13 protein-coding genes, 2 tRNA genes and 1 pseudogene are annotated in these 17,903 nt (G+C 59.9%); 8 read left to right on the top strand and 8 right to left on the bottom strand.

Going from position 1 to position 17,903, the window contains the following annotated elements; translation table 11 throughout:
* The first annotated feature begins 208 nt into the window (after positions 1-208).
* Together OEG84_RS05090 and OEG84_RS05085 are read left to right on the top strand one after the other, a co-directional pair.
* Positions 209-853: a ChrR family anti-sigma-E factor gene (locus tag OEG84_RS05090; RefSeq protein WP_267652719.1), complete on the top strand. Its 645-nt coding sequence runs from the start codon at positions 209-211 to the stop codon at positions 851-853.
* An 84-nt stretch (positions 854-937) separates the two neighbouring features.
* Complete coding sequence (locus OEG84_RS05085; RefSeq protein ID WP_267652718.1) at positions 938-1,741, top strand: SDR family NAD(P)-dependent oxidoreductase; 804 nt, start codon at positions 938-940, stop codon at positions 1,739-1,741.
* Here OEG84_RS05085 and OEG84_RS25455 read toward each other — a convergent pair.
* The 7 genes and pseudogenes from OEG84_RS25455 to OEG84_RS05050 all read right to left on the bottom strand — a co-directional run bounded on the left by OEG84_RS25455 (position 1,742) and on the right by OEG84_RS05050 (position 9,111).
* A pseudogene (locus tag OEG84_RS25455) lies at positions 1,742-2,988 on the bottom strand (MFS transporter). It lies immediately after the preceding gene.
* Between the two features lie 269 nt (positions 2,989-3,257).
* The gene (locus tag OEG84_RS05075) at positions 3,258-4,508 is read right to left on the bottom strand and encodes an SAM-dependent methyltransferase (protein ID WP_267652717.1); all 1,251 of its coding nucleotides are present in this window, start codon (positions 4,506-4,508) and stop codon (positions 3,258-3,260) included.
* A gap of 37 nt (positions 4,509-4,545) precedes the next feature.
* Positions 4,546-5,391: a DUF1365 domain-containing protein gene (locus OEG84_RS05070; protein ID WP_267652716.1), complete on the bottom strand. Its 846-nt coding sequence runs from the start codon at positions 5,389-5,391 to the stop codon at positions 4,546-4,548.
* A 2-nt stretch (positions 5,392-5,393) separates the two neighbouring features.
* A complete protein-coding gene (locus OEG84_RS05065) occupies positions 5,394-6,734 on the bottom strand; it encodes an NAD(P)/FAD-dependent oxidoreductase (protein ID WP_267652715.1) in 1,341 nt (446 codons plus the stop codon).
* Complete coding sequence (locus OEG84_RS05060) at positions 6,731-8,188, bottom strand: cryptochrome/photolyase family protein (RefSeq protein ID WP_267652714.1); 1,458 nt, start codon at positions 8,186-8,188, stop codon at positions 6,731-6,733. The genes OEG84_RS05065 and OEG84_RS05060 overlap by 4 nt, the downstream gene beginning before the upstream one ends.
* A 185-nt stretch (positions 8,189-8,373) precedes the next feature.
* Positions 8,374-8,448 (bottom strand) — tRNA-Asn (locus OEG84_RS05055).
* Positions 8,449-8,601: 153 nt separating this feature from the next.
* On the bottom strand, positions 8,602-9,111 hold the full coding sequence (locus OEG84_RS05050; RefSeq protein WP_267652713.1) for a hypothetical protein: 510 nt from the start codon (positions 9,109-9,111) through the stop codon (positions 8,602-8,604).
* Between OEG84_RS05050 and OEG84_RS05045 the strand changes: the two genes are divergently transcribed.
* Positions 9,089-9,685 (top strand): pentapeptide repeat-containing protein, encoded by a 597-nt coding sequence (locus OEG84_RS05045; protein WP_267652712.1) that lies wholly within the window; start codon positions 9,089-9,091, stop codon positions 9,683-9,685. The two genes, OEG84_RS05050 and OEG84_RS05045, sit on opposite strands and share 23 nt — an antisense overlap.
* A gap of 55 nt (positions 9,686-9,740) precedes the next feature.
* Here OEG84_RS05045 and OEG84_RS05040 read toward each other — a convergent pair.
* Positions 9,741-9,814 (bottom strand) — tRNA-Cys (locus OEG84_RS05040).
* Between the two features lie 200 nt (positions 9,815-10,014).
* On the opposite strand from OEG84_RS05040, the gene OEG84_RS05035 reads away from it, so the two are divergent.
* The 5 genes from OEG84_RS05035 to OEG84_RS05015 all read left to right on the top strand — a co-directional run bounded on the left by OEG84_RS05035 (position 10,015) and on the right by OEG84_RS05015 (position 17,785).
* Positions 10,015-10,689 (top strand): protein-L-isoaspartate O-methyltransferase family protein, encoded by a 675-nt coding sequence (locus OEG84_RS05035; protein ID WP_267652711.1) that lies wholly within the window; start codon positions 10,015-10,017, stop codon positions 10,687-10,689.
* Between the two features lie 216 nt (positions 10,690-10,905).
* On the top strand, positions 10,906-12,240 hold the full coding sequence (locus OEG84_RS05030; protein WP_324288176.1) for a TolC family outer membrane protein: 1,335 nt from the start codon (positions 10,906-10,908) through the stop codon (positions 12,238-12,240).
* Positions 12,241-12,394: 154 nt separating this feature from the next.
* Complete coding sequence (locus tag OEG84_RS05025) at positions 12,395-13,168, top strand: PopZ family protein (RefSeq protein ID WP_267652709.1); 774 nt, start codon at positions 12,395-12,397, stop codon at positions 13,166-13,168.
* Positions 13,169-13,374: 206 nt separating this feature from the next.
* Positions 13,375-16,191 (top strand): valine--tRNA ligase, encoded by a 2,817-nt coding sequence (locus tag OEG84_RS05020; protein ID WP_267652708.1) that lies wholly within the window; start codon positions 13,375-13,377, stop codon positions 16,189-16,191.
* 364 nt (positions 16,192-16,555) lie between these two features.
* On the top strand, positions 16,556-17,785 hold the full coding sequence (locus tag OEG84_RS05015; RefSeq protein ID WP_267652707.1) for an OmpP1/FadL family transporter: 1,230 nt from the start codon (positions 16,556-16,558) through the stop codon (positions 17,783-17,785).
* Positions 17,786-17,903: the final 118 nt, after the last annotated feature.

Here is a 17,903-nt window from a genome sequence, read left to right as displayed (position 1 = left end):
CAAGGGCCTTGTTGCAAGAAAACAGCCGCTGTGCGGGCATGCCACAAGGGATTATTTGCCTCAAACCCGCAAAAATGGGAAATCATATGTTCCAGTGATCCGGAATGAAGGGTCACGCGTAGAAAGTGACACTTGGATTTGACAGCCTGGGCTGATTGCGCCGAAGGGTGGATGACAATCTCCTGAACCGACAGGAAGCTGACGACGCATGGTGCGTGAACACATTGATACGATCGATTCGCTGCTGGCGCGCTATGTCGCCGGTACGCTTCCGGCACCGGCGCGGGTGCTGGTGGAAGCGCATCTTGAACTCAAACCCGAAAATCGGGTCAGGGTCGCCAATCTCGAGGCGATGGCGGGGCAGGCGCTGATGGAGATCGATCCCGCCGCACTGTCGGACCGCGACGCGATGCTCGCTGCGATCATAGAATCACAGGCGCCGGAGACCGTTGCCGCTGCGCCGAAACCCGATGCAGTGGTGTTTCCGCAGGTGTTGCGCGATTTCATCGGCTTTGACGCCGGTGATGTGCCGTGGCGGACGCGCTTGCCGGGTTACCGCGAATATGATCTCGGCGACATCGACGGCTGTCACGTCAATCTGTTCTGGATCAAGCCGGGCCGTACCGTGCCGGCACATACCCATGAGGGCAGCGAATTGTCACTGGTGCTCGACGGCGCATTTTCAGATTCACGCGGTCACTATGGCCGCGGTGATATTTCGGTGGCCGACGATTCGGTGGATCATCGCCCTTGCGCTGACGCCGAGCGGCCCTGCATCGGGCTTGCGGTAATGGATGCGCCCCTGAAGATGACTGGCTCGTTCCGGCAGATGATCGGTGATCTTATCGGCTAAGCCCGGCGGAATTTTTGCAAATCTCCTGAACCGGGCCGCCGCCTGCAACGTATCAAGGTGCAGATTGCCTGCTTGGAGAAACGCATGACCCAATACATCGCCAAACCAGCAGACGGAGCTGTCTGGATTACCGGCGCCTCAAGCGGCATCGGTCGATCGCTGGCACTCACATTGGCGAGCGAGGGGTTTGTGGTGTTTGCCACCGCGCGCAGCGTCGACCAACTGGCTGAACTCGAGCGCGATGCCAGCGGCCTCATGGGTCGGGTCATTGCCGCGCCGGGCGATGTGACCCGTGCCAACGAGATGGCTGCGATCGTTGAACGGATCGACGCGCATCGAGGCGGACTTGCGCTTGCCGTGTTCAATGCCGGCGTCTATCTGCCGGTTTACGGTGAACAGTTGAAGGTCGCGGATTTCGACACGAGCTTCGCGGTCAATCTGTCCGGCGTCGTCAATGGTCTGGTGCCTGCACTATCGCACATGAAAGCGCGGCGACGTGGGCAACTGGCCATTGTTTCATCCGTTACCGGCTATGGCGGTATGCCGACAAGCGCTGCCTATGGCGCGACCAAGGCGGCGCTGATCAACATGGCCGAAAGCCTGAAATTCGATCTCGACAAGCTTGGCGTCCATATCCAGGTGATCAATCCGGGTTTTGTCGACACACCTGCCACCGAAGACAACGCCTTTGCCATGCCTGCGCTCTTGCAGCCTGAAGAGGCGGCCAACCGGATTGCCCGGGGGCTGAAATCCAGCGCCTTCGAGATTACCTTTCCGCGGCGCTTCACCTTTGTTCTCAAGGCGCTGCAATTTCTCCCCTATCCCGTCTATTTCTGGCTGATGAATGCGGCGACCGGCTGGAAGAAGCGGCCGTTGCAGACGGCCTGATCAAGTGGTCTCGATGCGGTTTCTAAGTTCTATTTGGGTGGCCTCGTCGAGCGGGAAATTCCACATCAAGGCGATGGCGGCGAGCTTGGCGGCGATCGGCGCCCAGGCATAGGCGATGGCCAAGGCGGTCAGGCCTTGCACTGATCCAACATTGGACGATGGATCGAAGCCAAATCCGGCAAGCAACGGAAAGACAATGCCGACGCCGCCGGCAAGCGAAAGTTTGGTGGCGAGACTCCAGGCCGCGAAATAGGCGCCGGAGCGCTGTTCGCCGGAGTCCGCCGTATCGACGTCGATGACATCGGCCTGGATTGCCGGCGGCAGCACGAGATCAAACCCCAGCAGCAAGCCGGTGACAACACAGATCAGCGCGAAGCCCACGAGGTTTCCTTCGCCAAGTAGCGGCGCCGGTGCGAAGGCCAGGCACGCGGCGAGCATGGCGTAGCACCAGGCGCGGTGCTTGCCAAAACCGCGTGCAGCCCAGGTGGCGAGGGGCACGCCGGCGATGGCGCAGAGGAAATAGAGAAACAGCAGCGGTCCGCGCGCGTCGGGCAGGCCGAGCCGCTCGGAAACGAAATACAAAAACAGCGTGGCGGGAATACCGTTGGCGAGGCCATTGAGGAAAAAGGCAGCGATCAGCCGGACAAACGGCCGGTTGCGGGCCAGATGTGCGAGGCTGGCGCGTAGGTCAAGCCGGGTGCGGGAATGTTCCGCCGGTTCGGGTGTGAAGATCACCGCGATTGCGCCCAGCAGTGGCAGCGCTGCGAACACGACAATGCCGAGTACCGCAAGCCCGTGCAGCCCACCGGGCTGGGCGTTGGCGCTCTGATCAAAGCCGATGGCAAAGGGCAGCGCAATGGCGATCAGCGTGCCGACCAGCGTTAACGCCTCGCGCGAGCCGGCAATGCGGGCGCGGCCATGGTAATCGGTGGCCAGTTCCGCCCCCAGGCTGAAAACGGGATCAGCGCCGCGGTATAGCCGAGCGACAGCATCAGCCCCCATCCGACGAGCCAGGCTGTCGTGACGACGGCGGGTGGCCAGAACAGCATCAGTGCCGAAACGGCCGTTAACGGCAGGCTCAGTGCAAACAGCGTGCGGCGGCGGCCGAAACGGGGCCGGAACCGGTCCGCAGCCCAGCCAATCAAAGGATCGTTGACTGCATCGAACAGGCGCACCAGCAAAAGCGCAAAGCCAACCGAAGCGAGCGATAGGCCAAGGGTTTCGGTGTAGAAAGTCGGAACCAGCACATAAAGTGGCAGCGACAGCGCCGCCAGCGGAATGGCGGGCAGGGCGTAGGCGATGATCTGGCCGCGTGCCAGTACTGGCGGGCGGCGCGACGAGTCCGGCAGTTCGGTATCCACAGGTTCACCTGATTGTTGGTCAATGCCAGGGTTGGGCCAGAGTTGGGCCAGGGTTGGCCTGACGCCTCGGTGCCTGTGTCTACGGGGGTGGCGTGCAGATGGTTCACCCGCACCCGGCGATTACATGCTGGTGCGGGTGAAGTGTGTGGGTGTTTCTAGCTGTAGACCACCTGGCGCACATTGATGTGGCCAGAGCGGAAGCCGGCCTCGCAGTAATACATGTAGAATTCCCAGAGCCGCTTGAAGCGGGTATCGAACCCAAGTGGTTGGATCTCCTCCCAGGCATCCCAGAACCGTTGCCGCCATTCAGCCAGCGTGCGCCCGTAATCGGGACCGAAGGCGCGGTGGTCGATCATGTCGAGACCGGCAGCCTGGCCAAGCGAGGTCAGGTGGGTCTCAGTTGGCAGCATGCCGCCCGGAAACACATAGCGCTGGATGAAATCGGGATTGGCGCGGTAGGTCTGGTAGGCCTCGGGCTTGATGGTAATGATCTGCAATCCGGCGCGACCGCCGGGTTTGAGGCATTGCCGTACCTTGGCGAAATAGCCAGGCCAGTATTTCTCACCCACGGCCTCGAACATTTCAATCGAGACCACCGCATCATAGGAACCGGTTTCGTCGCGGTAGTCCTGAAACCGCAGGTCCACCTTGTCGGCCAATCCGGCCTTTTCGATGCGTTCGCGGGCAAAAGCCAGTTGCTCGTCGGATATGGTCAGCCCGGAGACGCGGCAGCCAATCTCGCGTGCAGCGAATTCGGCAAATCCACCCCAGCCACAACCGATTTCAAGCACATGGTCGCCAGCCTTGAGCCCGACCGCTTCGGCCAGCGCGCGGTATTTCGCTGTCTGGGCCGAAGCAAGGTCATTGGCGCCGGTACCGTAGAGCGCCGACGAGTAGGTCATCGTCTCGTCGAGCCATTTGCTGTAAAATTCATTTCCCAGATCGTAGTGGGCCGAGATGTTCTTCTTGGCCTGGGTGCGGGTGTTGGAGCGTAGCCAGTGGCGAACCATCTCAACCAGCCGGGCAAGACCACGGGCGCCGCCGGCGAGTGTGTCGCCGACTTCGACATTGACCAGAAACAATTCCAGGAAAGCGGTGACATCGGGGCTTTCCCAATCGCCATCGATGTAAGATTCGGCAACGCCGATGGTGCCGCCGGTCAGCGCCCTGTGCGCCAGATTCCAGTTGTGCAGGATCAGCGCGGCTTCGGGCCCCGCTGTGTGGCCCTCGATCAGCACCCAGCGTCCATCCGGCATGCGGATCGACAGACGGCCATGGCCCATGTGCAAGAGGCCGCGCAAAGCCATCTTTGCTTTTGCCGGCAGCCCGCGCAGATAGGCGGACAGGTTTTCCGTTGACAGCCGTTCAGCCTGTTCAAACTCGTTCCAGGTGGCTTCGTTGTTCATGCGCAGAGCCTCCTCAGTTCTGCCATCAGTTGCTCCGTCACGGCTTGGCCACCGGATGATCGAGCTTTCCCTGATCGCGAAAGCTCGCCATGGGAGGCGGCGCCGGGCGCGGCACGGTACGCATTCCCTTGAGCCACAATTTAAGCGCTTCGAAGTGAATGCCGCCGACAATCTTCCACGGCAGAAGCGGAATCTGCAATAGGCAAGCGACAATAGATCGGTTCGAGAGGTCTCTGCGTGTGCCATTATAGGTCGCAGCAAGCAACGGCCCAGACTGGTCTGTCTCCAGAATGCGCCATTTGAGCTGTTCTGCCGGCCTGTTCATGCGGAAGTTGTAGCGCATCTCAAGCTCGATGAAGGGCGAGACATAGAAGTTCTTCGCCCGGCTCTGGCGGATGCCGGCCGGTGTCGCCTCGCCGTCCTCGACAAGACACACATAGGTGTGGCTTTCGCCGAAAGTGTTGCGCACTTCATAGATCATCGCAACGGGTTCATCGTCGCTGTCATAAGCGTAATAGACCGACAGCGGATTGAAGACGTGGCCGAAGATCCGTGGGTAGCAGGCGAGTTCGATGCGGGCGGCGGGTTGGTCGAGACCGGCGGCATGCAACAGCGCGTCGACATGGGCACGAAGGGTCTTTGCCTGGGACCCGCGCAGATGATCTGATTCATGAAACGACATCAGGTTGGTGCGGTTGACCGAAAACAGCTTCGACAGACGATCGGCCTGGTCAAGCTGGTCGAGATCGATCAGCAGCGAGTAGACCTTGTAGCGGAAGCGATGGCCGACCGGCTTCATGCGCTGGTGCATGACATCACCAGCATAAAGCGAGGCCGGGCGCCGTTGGTCCATGGCAGGGGTCGCAGGGGCGGGAATGTTCATGCTCAAGCAGCCAATTCCAGCGGGGTTGCTGCGGGCTGGCGCCAGGGCAGGGTGGCGCCCAGCGCCTCGGCTGCATTGATGCCGGAGGTAAGCCCGTCCTCATGGAACCCGTAGCCGGTCCATGCGCCGGCGAAATAGGTATGATTGTCGCCCTGGATCTGTTTCAGACGCGCCTGCACCTGCATGGCGTTATTGCCGAATTGCGGGTGGTCGTAGCTGTATTCGCCAAACACCAGTTCCGACCTTGGCTCGCGATCAGGGTTGAGTGTAACGAACAATGGTTTGGCCGGATCGATTCCTTGCAGGCGGTTCATCCAGTAGGAAACCGCCACATTGGCGTCACTCTGGGGAACGGAAGAGCGCATGTAGTTCCAAGAGGCCCAGACTTTCTTGCGGGTCGGCATCAAGCGCTCGTCGCGATGCAGAATCACCCTGTTGGGACTGTAGGGTATGGCGGTGAGAGCGGCTGTTTCGGCTGCTGTCGGGTTATCCAGGATCCGCAATGCCTGGTCGGTGTGGCAGGCGAAGATCACCCGGTCGTAGCTCTCGAGGCGGCCGGTGGTGTCGAGAATATCGACGCCCGCCCCGCCGCGGCGAACCGAGACGGCGCCGGTATTGAGCCGAACCCGGTTGCCGAGCGGCGCCAGCAGTTTGTCGAGATAATTGCGGCTGCCACCGGTGACAGTGCGCCAGGTCGGCCGTTCCGAATAGATCAACCGATGGTTTTCAAAGAAATTGACGAAATAGGTAGCCGGGAATTCAAGAAGTCGCTTGGCGGGCGTTGACCATATGGCGGCAGCCATCGGCACCAGGTAATTGTTCATGAAGCCCGGTGAAAAGCCGCGCCAGTTGAGATAATCGCCGATCGAACGGGCGGTAAGATGGCCGGCGGCGCGGTCCTGCAGGCAGATCTTGTTGAAGCGCAGGATTTCACGCAGCATCAGCAGGAAGGACGGGCGCAGCAGGTTTCGCTTCTGGGCAAACAGCGTCGATAAATTGTCGCCGCCCCATTCGAGCTTGCCGTGATCGAGCGAGAGCGCAAAGCTCATGTCGCTGTCATGGGTATCGACACCGAGATGGGAAAAAAGTGCGGTCAGGTTGGGATAATTGAGTTCGTTATAGACAATGAAGCCGGTGTCGACCGGGATCGTAGCGCCATCATAGTCAATATCCACGGTAGCGGTGTGGCCGCCGGCACGCGAGGCTGATTCGTAGACCGTGACGTCGTGCAAATCGCGCATGGCCCAAGCTGCCGACGCGCCGGAGATGCCGGAGCCGATAACGGCAACGCGCAGACGCTGGCGGCCGGTGGAGGTGGCGAATGGCTTGAGATGAACGTTCATGCGACATCCTTGATCTGCTGATAGGCGGCAAGCGCGCGGTTGCGCACCGTCTGATGGTCGACAACGGGTTCGGGATAGGTTTCGCCCAGCCGGACACCGGCTTTTGCCAGCACGTCGTCGGGTGCGGCCCAGGGCTTGTGGAGGTAGCGGTTGGGCATCTGCGCCAGTTCCGGCACGAACTGGCGGACATAATCGCCTTCGGGGTCGAATTTTTCGCCCTGAAGCACCGGGTTGAAAATGCGGAAATAGGGGGCCGCGTCAGCACCCGATCCGGCCACCCATTGCCAGCTTGCGGCGTTGGATGCGGGATCGGCGTCGACCAGCGTGTCCCAGAACCAGCTTTCGCCCTGGCGCCAGTCGATCATCAGATGCTTGGTCAGGAAAGAAGCAGTGACCATGCGCACGCGGTTGTGCATCCAGCCTGTCTGCCAGAGCTGGCGCATGCCGGCGTCGACAATCGGGTAACCGGTCATGCCTTTGCGCCATGCCGAAAGCGCCTGGTCTGACGGGGCAATCCAGGGGAAATTATCGAATTTGCTGCTGTAATTGGAATTCGCGAGGTCTGGTCGGTTGGCCAGCAGGTGCCAGGAAAACTCGCGCCAGCCAATTTCCTTGCGAAAAACTGTACGATCGGCGGTTGATGCTTCGGTGTCGCTGTGTTTGAGTGCTTCGAGGATTTGCGCCGGTGTGATCTCGCCATGGGCGAGATGCGGCGACAATCCGGAAGTGGCCGCAACACCGGGCACATCGCGGCGTTCGGCGTAATCGGGCAGGCGTTCATCGAGAAATTCGGCAAGCCGCTCCTTGGCGCCTTCTTCTCCGGGAAGCCACGCCTTGACGAGACCGCCAGCCCAATCCGGTCCTGTCGGCAACAATTTCCAGTCATCAAGATTTTCGGACGCCGGAACAGGGACAAGCGGTGCCAGTGTTTGTGGCGCAGGAGCGGGAGGCCGATTATCGAGATCTGGTTCAATTGCGCGCCAGAACGGGCTGTAGACCTTATAAAATCCGCCACTGCCGGTGCGCAGTCGCGTCGGCTCATGCAGCAACTGGCCGGCAAAGCTCTCGGCGACGATGCCGTCTGATTGAAGCTGATGCTTGAGTGCGGCATCAGCGTCCTGGTAAGCCGGATCGTAACGCCGGTTCCAGTAAACTGCCGAGGCGCCGGTCGATTGCACCAGACGGGGAACCAGTTCCTCCGGGTCGCCAGTCAGCAGCAGCAAAGGCGCGCCTAAACTTTCGAGTTGTTCGCCCAGCCGTGCAAGCGAGTGATGCAGCCACCAGTTTCGCGCACCACCGAGCGGGCGGGCGGGCGTGACGGGCTGGTGTATGAACACCGGCACAACTGCGCGGTGCTGGCTTGCCGCCAGCAGTGCTGCATTATCGCCGGTGCGCAAATCGTTGCGGTACCAGACAATGGCGGTATCGCTGAGGATGCTGTCATCATGGGACATATTTGAAAATCTGGTTCCGCTTGGGCGTAATTGCCCGGCCTTTGACTGTGTCATACGGCTCTACGGAAAAGACGGATCAGAAGTTTCAGGAAATAAAATCAGGGCGTTCGGCAGCCTTGCGAACCATGTCGGGCCAGGAAATGAAAAAGGCCGCACCCGATGAAGGGTGCGACCTTTCCTGAATCTGGCTCCCCGGGCCGGATTCGAACCAGCGACCGATCGATTAACAGTCGATTGCTCTACCACTGAGCTACCGGGGATCACCGCCTTAAGCAGTGTGTGGGGCCTATAACAAATGCCTCTCTGATTTGCCAAGCTGTTTTTCAAGAAAAAGGCATCTATCTTGCCAAACCAGGCGGGAAAACCCATCTGATAGGCTTGGCTGGCAGCCGGAAGGTTCGGCAGATGCAGGTTTAAATGGCGAAAAAGAGCGCTTTCAGTTTCAACGCCGCCCGCGGCGAAATCCGGGTCGGACGGAGGACCATTGGCCTGCCTGCGCGCGCTCCGGTCCGGGTGGCGTTGGGGGCCGGCCTGATTATCGGCGGTTTTTTTGGGTTTTTACCGATTCTCGGTTTCTGGATGATACCCCTCGGTTTTTTGATTCTGTCGCAGGATTTGCCGATGGTACGACGCTGGCGGCGTTCGCTTGTGGTCAAGCTCGAACGGCGCAAACCTGCCCGGTCGAAGCGGCAAGGGCCAACCAAACCAACAAACCATGACACCTGATTGATTCGGGTGGCCTCGTCCCGACCTCCGGGGGCGGCGGTTCGGTCAACGCGGCTGCAAGCGGTGATTATTGAGAAATGGCTTGGCGAAGCGCGCATGGTGCCCGTAACCTGACAGACGTTGCTCCATTCGCGGAACACCGGATTATCCATTGCTTCAAGCGGGGATATTTCCATGAAGTTTGTCTGCTTAGCCATTCTCCTGTCGTTTGGTGCGATTGCCGACACGTTGGCTGCGTGCGGGGATCCGCCTGCGCCCGGGGTCAATTGGCGCGGGTGCGATCTCAACGGGGCGAGCCTGCGACGGTTGGACTTGAACGGAGCCAATCTGATGGGGGCGAACCTGACCTGGGCAAACTTGGCAGGCACCTTCCTCAACCATGCCAACCTTTCCGGGGCGGACATGAGAAGAGCGGACATGCGGGCCGTGCGTCTGAGAAGCGCGAACCTGACCGGTGCCAATCTGAGTGGCGCCGACCTGACACGCGCAGGCCTGAACAGGGCCAATCTTACCCGTGCGAACCTGAGCGGAGCGTCTTTGCGCAGAGCCAACCTGTCGCGCGCGAACCTGGCGCGGGCAGATATGACGTGGGCAGATCTGATCGGAGCGGATCTCAGCCTGGCCAATCTTGAGGGCGCGGATCTGGGCGGAGCCAATCTGAGCGATGCAGATATGGAAGGAGCGGTTCTGGCCGGTGCGAAGCTGACGGGAGCGTCGTTTCCCGACGGCAGAAAATGCCGTAACTGCTCAATCGCGCGATGCAAACGATAGTGCGCGCGATGTCTGGCGTTTATATCTCGGTATTGCTGTATTCGGGAGCGGGAGTTGGAGGCCTCGCCCGGAATCGAACCGGGGTGCAAGGATTTGCAGTCCTCTGCGTAACCACTCCGCCACGAGGCCTCATGCCGGTCTGACACCGGACGGCTGGCAAATAGACGGAGAATCAAGCAGACGCAAGGGGGTTGTGGACATCGACCGCGACATTATCGACAACTCAGGCACCGAAAACAGGGAATATTGCCGGTGCGCCTGTGGTTCAGCTTGAAACTGTCGGTTCCGCGCTTTATTGAAGCGCGAACCAGATGCATCGGAGAGACCGGATGGGCACCGACTATCAAGACGCTCGCCAGAAGATGGTGGACAATCAGATACGCACAACCGATGTGACCTCGCATTCGGTCCTGAAGGCCTTCCTGACTGTGGCGCGCGAAGATTTTCTGCCGACGCCGCTCAAGCCGCTGGCCTATATCGACACCGACCTTCAGATCACTTCGAGTGACGAGAACGGGGTTGCGCGTTACGTGATGGAGCCATCGCCGCTGGCCAAGTTGTTGCAGCTGGCGCAGATCACGCCCGATCAGGTGGTTCTGCAGATCGGCTGCGGGGTGGGCTATTCCGCGGCGCTGTTGTCGATGCTTGCCGGGTCGGTTGTTGCGGTTGAAAGCGATGGTACGCTGGCCGAAGCTTCGAGTGCCAAGCTCAGCGATACCGGCTACGACAATGTCGCCGTCGTCACCGGGGATCTGGAAAAGGGCTATGCTGCCGAGGCACCCTATGACGTGATTATCTTCAACGGTGCGGTGGAAGTCGTGCCGGAGGCGCTGTTTGAGCAGTTGCGCGAGGGCGGTCGTCTGATCGCGGCGATCGGGATGGGGGCCGCGGCCCAGGCATATGTGTATGTCAAGGATGGCGGTGTGGTCTCCGGCAGACCCGCGTTCAATGTGTCGATCAAGCCGTTGCCCGGTTTTCGCAAAACGCGAGAATTTGTTTTCTAGACGCAGGCGCGAGACCGCTGTCACCGATGTTATGAAATGTCGTGCTGTTGCGCGAAGGTCACTTTGCTGTGTTTAGTACCTGTATAGACCGTTTGTAAGATTGCGTCGGGCGGTGCCGGTTATATATGTGGTACCTTAAATATTTGGTGTTTCACCAATATCGTATCCTGCGCTGTTTCGGGTTTCCCGGTTGTGCGCATGCTGGAGTGTTTGCTCGTGTCGTTTTTTACCAAGTCGCTCGCCTGTGTCGCGGTCATTTCGATGGTGGCTATATCTCCGCAGCCGGCTTTTGCTGAAACTTTGTATCAGGCGATGGCCAAGGCCTATGAAAACAACCCGGACCTGAATGCCGCGCGGGCAGGATTGCGCGCGACCGACGAAGGCGTGGCACTGGCGAAATCGGGCTACCGGCCGATCATCGCCGCTGAAGCAGTCGCGTCATCGACCAATACCGAGGGCTTTCAGACAGACGCCGCCAGTGTCGGGGTGTCGATCAATCAGACACTTTTTGACGGATTTCAGACACGCAACAATGTGCGCGCCGCAGAGGCGCAGGTGTTTGCCGGACGGGAAAACCTGCGCGGCACCGAGATCGATATCCTGCTGGCCACCGTCCAGGCCTATGTCAATGTCAACCGCGACAACCAGATCGTGGTGTACCGGAAACAGAATATCGCCTTCCTGCAGGAGCAATTTTCCGCGGCAAAGGCCCGGTTTGATGTCGGCGAAAGCACCCGTACGGATGTCAGTCTCGCCGAAGCGCAACTGGCAGGTGCCCGAGCGAGCCTGACGGCGGCGATTGCCCAGGCGAAATCGAGTGCCGCCGTATATGCGCAGATCGTCGGCACCATGCCGAAGAGCCTCAAGGCCGTGGCGCTGCCGCGCAAACTGTTGCCGCCGACTCTCGACAGTGCGGTTTCGCAAGGGGTCACGGAACATCCGGCAGTGCTGGCGTCGCTCTATGGCGTTGATGCCGCAGGCTACAACGTCAAATCCCAGGAAGGAACGTTCCTGCCGGGCGTGAAATTGAGCGGATCGGTCTCCGAGGCTGATGGCGGCGTGAGTACGGCGCGGGTCGAGGCTCGGGTTACGGTTCCGCTCTATCAGGGTGGCGCGGCGTCGGCACGGGTTCGTCAAGCCAAGGAGCAACTGGGCCAACAGCGCATCCTGGTCGACAAGACCCGGCGTTCAATCCAGCAGTCGGTGATTACGTCGTGGACCCAGATGGAAGCGGCACAGGCAACCATTGAGGCCAATCGCGCCCAGCTTTCGGCCGCCAATCTGGCACTGAACGGAGTTGTCGAGGAACGCCGCGTCGGACAGCGGACCACGCTCGATGTGCTGAATGCGCAGCAAACCGTGCTCAACGCCAAGGAAGCGATTTCCCAATCCGAACGCAACGCCATCCTGGCAAGTTTCTCGGTGCTCGCCTCCACCGGCAAATTGACCGTTGACCGGCTTGGGCTGCGTGTCGCCAATTACCGTGCCGAAGATCATTACGAGGCTACCAAAGATCGTTGGTATGGTCTGCGCACCATTGACGGCCGTTAGAGGCTATATTTCCGTCTACTGATTATTGCAAATCCTGTGCATGATCGAGGATCCGTTCACAAGCGTGATTCTCAATGCTTCGCTGATGCCCTACAGTCAAAGGGTGATTCGCCGGTGGTCATGAGCCGAGCGACGAGAGTAACGGAGCGTAATCATGGGACAGGCCGGCGCACAGCGCGAACCGTCGATGGAAGAAATTCTGGCGTCCATCCGCAGGATCATCGAGAATAATGAACCCGCGGGTGAAAACGAGGCGGGTGCCGCCTATGACGGTGCCCACGACGATTATGCGGACGAATCAGAATCAGACTTTGAAAGCTCGGTGAGCAATGGCGTTCGCGGCAAAGGCTTTGCCAGCGACGATGTTACCGAGGATGAAGCGACTGAGCAAAGCGCAGCGCCGGAAGAGCCGCAGCGCTCGGAACCGGTCTCGCTCGCCGATGTGGCGGCGCGTGTACGCTTGTCCCCGGAAGCTTTGGCTGCAGTCGCTGCTGACCCGGGGGCGGACGCCGAGGCCGCAATCGACGACGCCGTGGCGGAAGAACTCAGGCAGGCGCTGGTCTCCAACGATCCGGTGGTGTCGATCGCGCCCAGACTGGAAACCGTTGAGCCCGTAAAGTCTTCCGAGCCTGCCAAGCAGGAGGACACCGAGGTGCAGCAGGAATCTGAACCCAAAATTGCAAGCGCTGGCAAGCCGGAGACAGGCGGAAGCCAGCTGGTTTCCCTGCATACCGGAGAAAAAGTCGCTGCGGCGTTTGACGAGTTGAGCTCGGCTATCGCGGCAGGGCAAACACGGTCGTTTGACGAAATCGCCGAGGAAATGCTCAAGCCGATGCTCAGCCAATGGCTCGATGACAATCTGCCGACCCTTGTCGAGCGGCTGGTTCGCGAAGAAATCGAGCGGGTGTCGCGCGGCAACAGAAGCTGACGGCGAACTGTTTTATCGACATATGAAGCGCGCAGCCGGCGGGGGAGATGGCCACGCCATGGGCATCTTTGCTGGCTGATGCGCGCAAACGCATTGGCATTCGGTGGGTGACCATCGATCTTGCCTGACCGCCTTGTTGTTGACTTAGCCCGGCCGTTCCGGTTTATCCGAGCCTTGTCCCACATGATGCAGGCGGTTACCCGAACATGCTTGAAAAAACCTATGACGCTGCGGCCGTAGAGCCGAAAATTGCGACACGCTGGGCAGACGCCAATGCGTTTGCCGCCGGCGCTGGCGCGAAACCCGGGGCGGAGCCCTATTGCATCGTCATTCCGCCACCCAATGTCACCGGCTCGTTGCATATGGGGCACGCGCTCAACAACACGCTGCAGGATATTCTGGTGCGTTTCCAGCGGATGCGGGGGCGTGACGTGTTGTGGCAGCCCGGCATGGACCATGCCGGCATCGCAACGCAGATGGTTGTCGAGCGGCAACTGGCCGAGCGCAAGGAACCCAACCGACATGAGGTCGGGCGCGAGAAATTTGTCGAGCGAATCTGGAACTGGAAGGATGAATCGGGTGGGATCATCTTCAACCAGCTCAAGCGATTGGGTGCTTCCTGCGATTGGCCACGCGAACGCTTCACCATGGATGAGGGCCTGTCGCGCGCGGTGCTTGAGGTGTTTGTCAGCCTTTACAAGGAAGGGCTGATCTACAAGGACAAGCGGCTGGTCAACTGGGATCCGAAGCTGCTTACGGCGATTTCCGACCTTGAGGTCGAACCGGTCGAGATCAAGGGCAATCTCTGGCATTTCCGCTATCCGCTGGCTGACGGCGTCACCTATGAGCATCCTGTCTCCCACGACGAGGACAGCGATACCTACCAGTACGAAACGCGCGACTACATCATTGTCGCAACGACGCGGCCGGAAACCATGCTCGGCGACACGGCGATTGCCGTCAATCCCGAGGATTCCCGCTACAAGGATCTGATCGGCAAGCAGGCGATCCTGCCGCTGGTCGGTCGCCGCATTGACATTGTCGGTGACGATTATGCCGACGAAACCGCCGGATCAGGGGCCGTGAAAATCACGCCGGCCCATGATTTCAACGATTTCGAGGTGGGCAAGCGCCACCATCTCAGGGCCATCAACATCCTGACGACCGATGCGCGCATCACGCTCAAGGACAACGAGGACTTTCTCGAAGGCATTGCCGTGGAAGGTAAGCTGATCGAGGTAATTGAAGAACTCGATGGCATGGACCGGTTTGCGGCGCGCAAGGAAATTGTCGTCAAGATGGAAGAACTGGGGCTGCTCGACGAAGTCGAGCCGCACACCCACATGGTGCCGCATGGCGACCGTGGCGGCGTGCCGATCGAGCCGTTCCTGACCGATCAGTGGTATGTCAACGCCGCCGAGATGGCCAAGCCGGCGATCGAGAGCGTGCGCGAAGGGCGGACCAACTTCGTCCCGAAAAATTGGGAAAAGACCTATTTCGACTGGATGGAAAACATCCAACCCTGGTGCATTTCCCGGCAATTGTGGTGGGGGCACCAGATCCCGGCCTGGTACGGTCCCGACGGACAGGTGTTCGTTGAAAAGGACGAGGAAGCAGCGCTTGAGGCGGCGATCCAGCACTACCTGGCCCATGAGGGACCGTGGAAGGCCTGGGTCGAGGAGAAGCTCGAAAACTTCAAGCCGGGCGAGATCCTGACCCGCGACGAGGATGTGCTCGACACCTGGTTCTCGTCGGCACTGTGGCCGTTTTCCACGCTCGGTTGGCCGGACAAGACACCGGAACTGGCCCGCTATTACCAGACCGACGTGCTGGTGACCGGTTTCGATATCATCTTCTTCTGGGTTGCCCGGATGATGATGATGGGCCTGCATTTCATGGATGAAGAACCGTTTCACACGGTCTATGTCCATGCGCTAGTGCGCGACAAGCACGGCGCCAAGATGTCCAAGTCCAAGGGCAACGTGATCGATCCGCTGGAACTGATCGACGAGTACGGCGCCGATGCGCTGCGCTTCACGCTGGCGATCATGGCGGCACAGGGCCGTGATGTGAAACTCGACCCGTCGCGGGTCGCCGGTTATCGCAATTTCGGCACCAAATTGTGGAATGCCACGCGCTTTGCCGACATGAACGGTGCTGCGCTGGACCCGAATTTCGATCCGGCCTCGGTTAAGCTGACGATCAACCGCTGGATTCTGACCGAGCTCACCCGCACCGCGGCTGAAGTCAAGACGGCGATTGAGGGCTACAAGTTCAACGAAGCATCGGGCGCGCTGTACCGTTTTGTATGGCACCAGGTGTGTGACTGGTATCTTGAATTGCTCAAGCCGGTATTCATGGGCGAGGACGAGGCCGCAAAGGCTGAATCCCGTGCCTGCGCGGCGCATGTTCTGGCGGAGGCGGTCAAGCTGTTGCATCCGTTCATGCCGTTCATGACCGAAGAGCTTTGGGCCCATCTGGCGGGCGAGGGGGCAGGGCTTGCCTGTCACGCGGCCTGGCCGGAGCCGGTGTTCGAGGATGAGGCCGCTGCTGCGGAAATAAACTGGCTGATCGATCTTGTGTCCGGTCTGCGTTCGGTCCGGGCGGAGATGAATGTTCCGCCCTCGGCCAAGGCGCCGCTGGTGATGGTGGGCACCAACACCGAAACCGGCGAACGGTTGGTCCGGCACGAACCGGCGATCATGCGGCTGGCACGGGTCAGCGACATCCTGCTGGAGGCTACGGCGCCACGCGGGTCGGCGCAGATCGTGGTTGGCGAGGCGACCGCCTGCCTGCCGCTCGGCGACCTGATTGATCTGGATGCTGAGAAAGCGCGTCTGCAGAAGGCTCTGGGCAAGGTGGCCGACGATATCGACAAGATCGAACGCAAGCTTGGAAACGACAAGTTCGTGGCCAATGCCAAGCCCGAGGTCGTTGCCGCCGAACGTGAAAAACTTGCCGACCTGATCGGCCAGAGAGAAAAGCTGTCAATGGCCATCGAACGTCTCGGGCAAGCTGACTGATACTGAGACTGGCAGTATGCGAATCTGCGCCGGCGGCCCCTTGTTTCGGGCCGCCGTTGCTGTTTTTGGCGCACGGGTGATTTTGCCGCGGGGCTGATTCGGGATTCGAGCAAAATCATGGCAAATGTGACGGAATTGCAACAAATCCTGATTCTGACCAGAGATAACAAGGGTTTTTGGGGCTGAACAGCACACGCACCGCCCAATTTTTCTCGATTTTGGTGCGTTTGGGCGGCTTTTTGCCAGGAACTGAGCGCTTGCAGGCAGACGTTGTGGCGGAGGGCGGACACGCGCGGTTTACAAAGTTGCAAAAAACTTTACCTAATCATGTCAATCGTAAGCTTTTACGTCCTGGAGGGGATTCATGATTACCGGTAATTTGAAAACACTCGTCGCCGTACTCGCTGCAAGCGCGGCAATGGTTTCTGTGGCGCAGGCAGGCGGCTTCAATCGCGGCAGTGCCAATCTCGACGGTCTGTTTTCCGACAGTCTGGGCATTTACAGTGGTGTGACCTATGTCGCTCCTGGTCGTTCCTATTCAAGCGTGACGGGGTTGCGCGTGGTTGGCGGAGCCCCGGCCGCGCTTGCTCAGGGGGCCGTGGAGTTCGGCGATTCCTTTGCCGTGCCCTATGCATCGGCAGGTGGCGAAATTTTCGCCAACACCGCCTGTGTCGGCTCCTACTCCCAGCCCTATGGCGCGGATTCGAGCTATTCTGGGGATATCACCTATCACATTGCCAGCCAGTCGCTGGCGACCCGCGAACTCGGCCTGACCTGCTCCTATCGCTATGAGTTGGGCAAGGGGCGGATTTCTTTCATCGGCGGCGTATTCAACGAATATATCGAGTATGATCAGGCACGGAATTTCAATCTCGCGTTCGGCACTGTCGGCGATAGCAAGATCAATGTCTCATCGGATGCTTGGGGCTATCGCCTTGGTTTAGCCTATGAGATCCCGGAGATCGCCCTCAAGGCGTCGTTGATGTACCGTTCGCAGACCGACCACACCGCGACCGGCATGTACACCAATACCCCGTTTGCGACCTTGGCGGTTGCTGGCGGTGCATTGACACCGGTACAGGCCGCCGCCGTCTATGGTGCAAACATGTCAACGACGGCGACGACCAATGCAAGCTTGCCGCAAAGCGTTGAGCTGGCCGTGCAGTCTGGCGTTGCACCGGGCTGGCTCGCATTCGGCAGCATCAAGTGGACCGAGTGGAGCGTGCTGCAGTCGATTACCCTGACTGAAGGCATTGCCGGCACCCCGTTCTCGACCTCGCGGTTCTTTTTCAAGGACGGCTGGACCGTGACCGGTGGCGTCGCCCACCGCTTTAACGAGCAACTGGCAGCATCGGCATCGCTGACCTGGGACCGTGGTGTTACCACCGGCTGGGACACTCTGACCGACACCTGGACGCTGGCCGGTGGCGTGGCATACGATGTCAACGAAAAGATCCAGATCCGCGCCGGCGGCGCTGCGATTCACTTCGCGAGCGGCAACAAGTCGAAGACGGCGAGTGCTGTTGATTACACCGCGGTATCGCCGAGTGAATGGGGTTATGCCCTCTCAGCCAGCGCGTCGGTCAAGTTCTAGACAGCGCCGACATTGTCGAAACTACCAGACCCCGCCCAAGTGGCGGGGTTTTTGGTTTATCCCCATGGTCGTTCCGATCTTGAGTTCGAGGCGAGTCCGTTGCGCAGGGCTGCGAGTG

It is taken from the genome of Hoeflea algicola (genome assembly GCF_026619415.1).
Lineage (GTDB): Bacteria > Pseudomonadota > Alphaproteobacteria > Rhizobiales > Rhizobiaceae > Hoeflea > Hoeflea algicola.
This window is presented reverse-complemented; position numbering and strand designations above follow the sequence as displayed.

What these genes read in the sequence shown, in the direction of transcription:
- OEG84_RS05050 (WP_267652713.1), bottom strand. Translation starts at nt 9,111, where the DNA reads ATGGCTAAGCAGACAAACTTCATGGAAATATCCCCGCTTGAAGCAATG.
- OEG84_RS05060 (WP_267652714.1), bottom strand. Translation starts at nt 8,188, where the DNA reads ATGTCCCATGATGACAGCATCCTCAGCGATACCGCCATTGTCTGGTAC.
- OEG84_RS05045 (WP_267652712.1), top strand. Translation starts at nt 9,089, where the DNA reads ATGAAGTTTGTCTGCTTAGCCATTCTCCTGTCGTTTGGTGCGATTGCC.
- OEG84_RS05035 (WP_267652711.1), top strand. Translation starts at nt 10,015, where the DNA reads ATGGGCACCGACTATCAAGACGCTCGCCAGAAGATGGTGGACAATCAG.
- OEG84_RS05015 (WP_267652707.1), top strand. Translation starts at nt 16,556, where the DNA reads ATGATTACCGGTAATTTGAAAACACTCGTCGCCGTACTCGCTGCAAGC.
- OEG84_RS05025 (WP_267652709.1), top strand. Translation starts at nt 12,395, where the DNA reads ATGGGACAGGCCGGCGCACAGCGCGAACCGTCGATGGAAGAAATTCTG.
- OEG84_RS05075 (WP_267652717.1), bottom strand. Translation starts at nt 4,508, where the DNA reads ATGAACAACGAAGCCACCTGGAACGAGTTTGAACAGGCTGAACGGCTG.
- OEG84_RS05070 (WP_267652716.1), bottom strand. Translation starts at nt 5,391, where the DNA reads ATGAACATTCCCGCCCCTGCGACCCCTGCCATGGACCAACGGCGCCCG.
- OEG84_RS05085 (WP_267652718.1), top strand. Translation starts at nt 938, where the DNA reads ATGACCCAATACATCGCCAAACCAGCAGACGGAGCTGTCTGGATTACC.
- OEG84_RS05065 (WP_267652715.1), bottom strand. Translation starts at nt 6,734, where the DNA reads ATGAACGTTCATCTCAAGCCATTCGCCACCTCCACCGGCCGCCAGCGT.
- OEG84_RS05090 (WP_267652719.1), top strand. Translation starts at nt 209, where the DNA reads ATGGTGCGTGAACACATTGATACGATCGATTCGCTGCTGGCGCGCTAT.
- OEG84_RS05020 (WP_267652708.1), top strand. Translation starts at nt 13,375, where the DNA reads ATGCTTGAAAAAACCTATGACGCTGCGGCCGTAGAGCCGAAAATTGCG.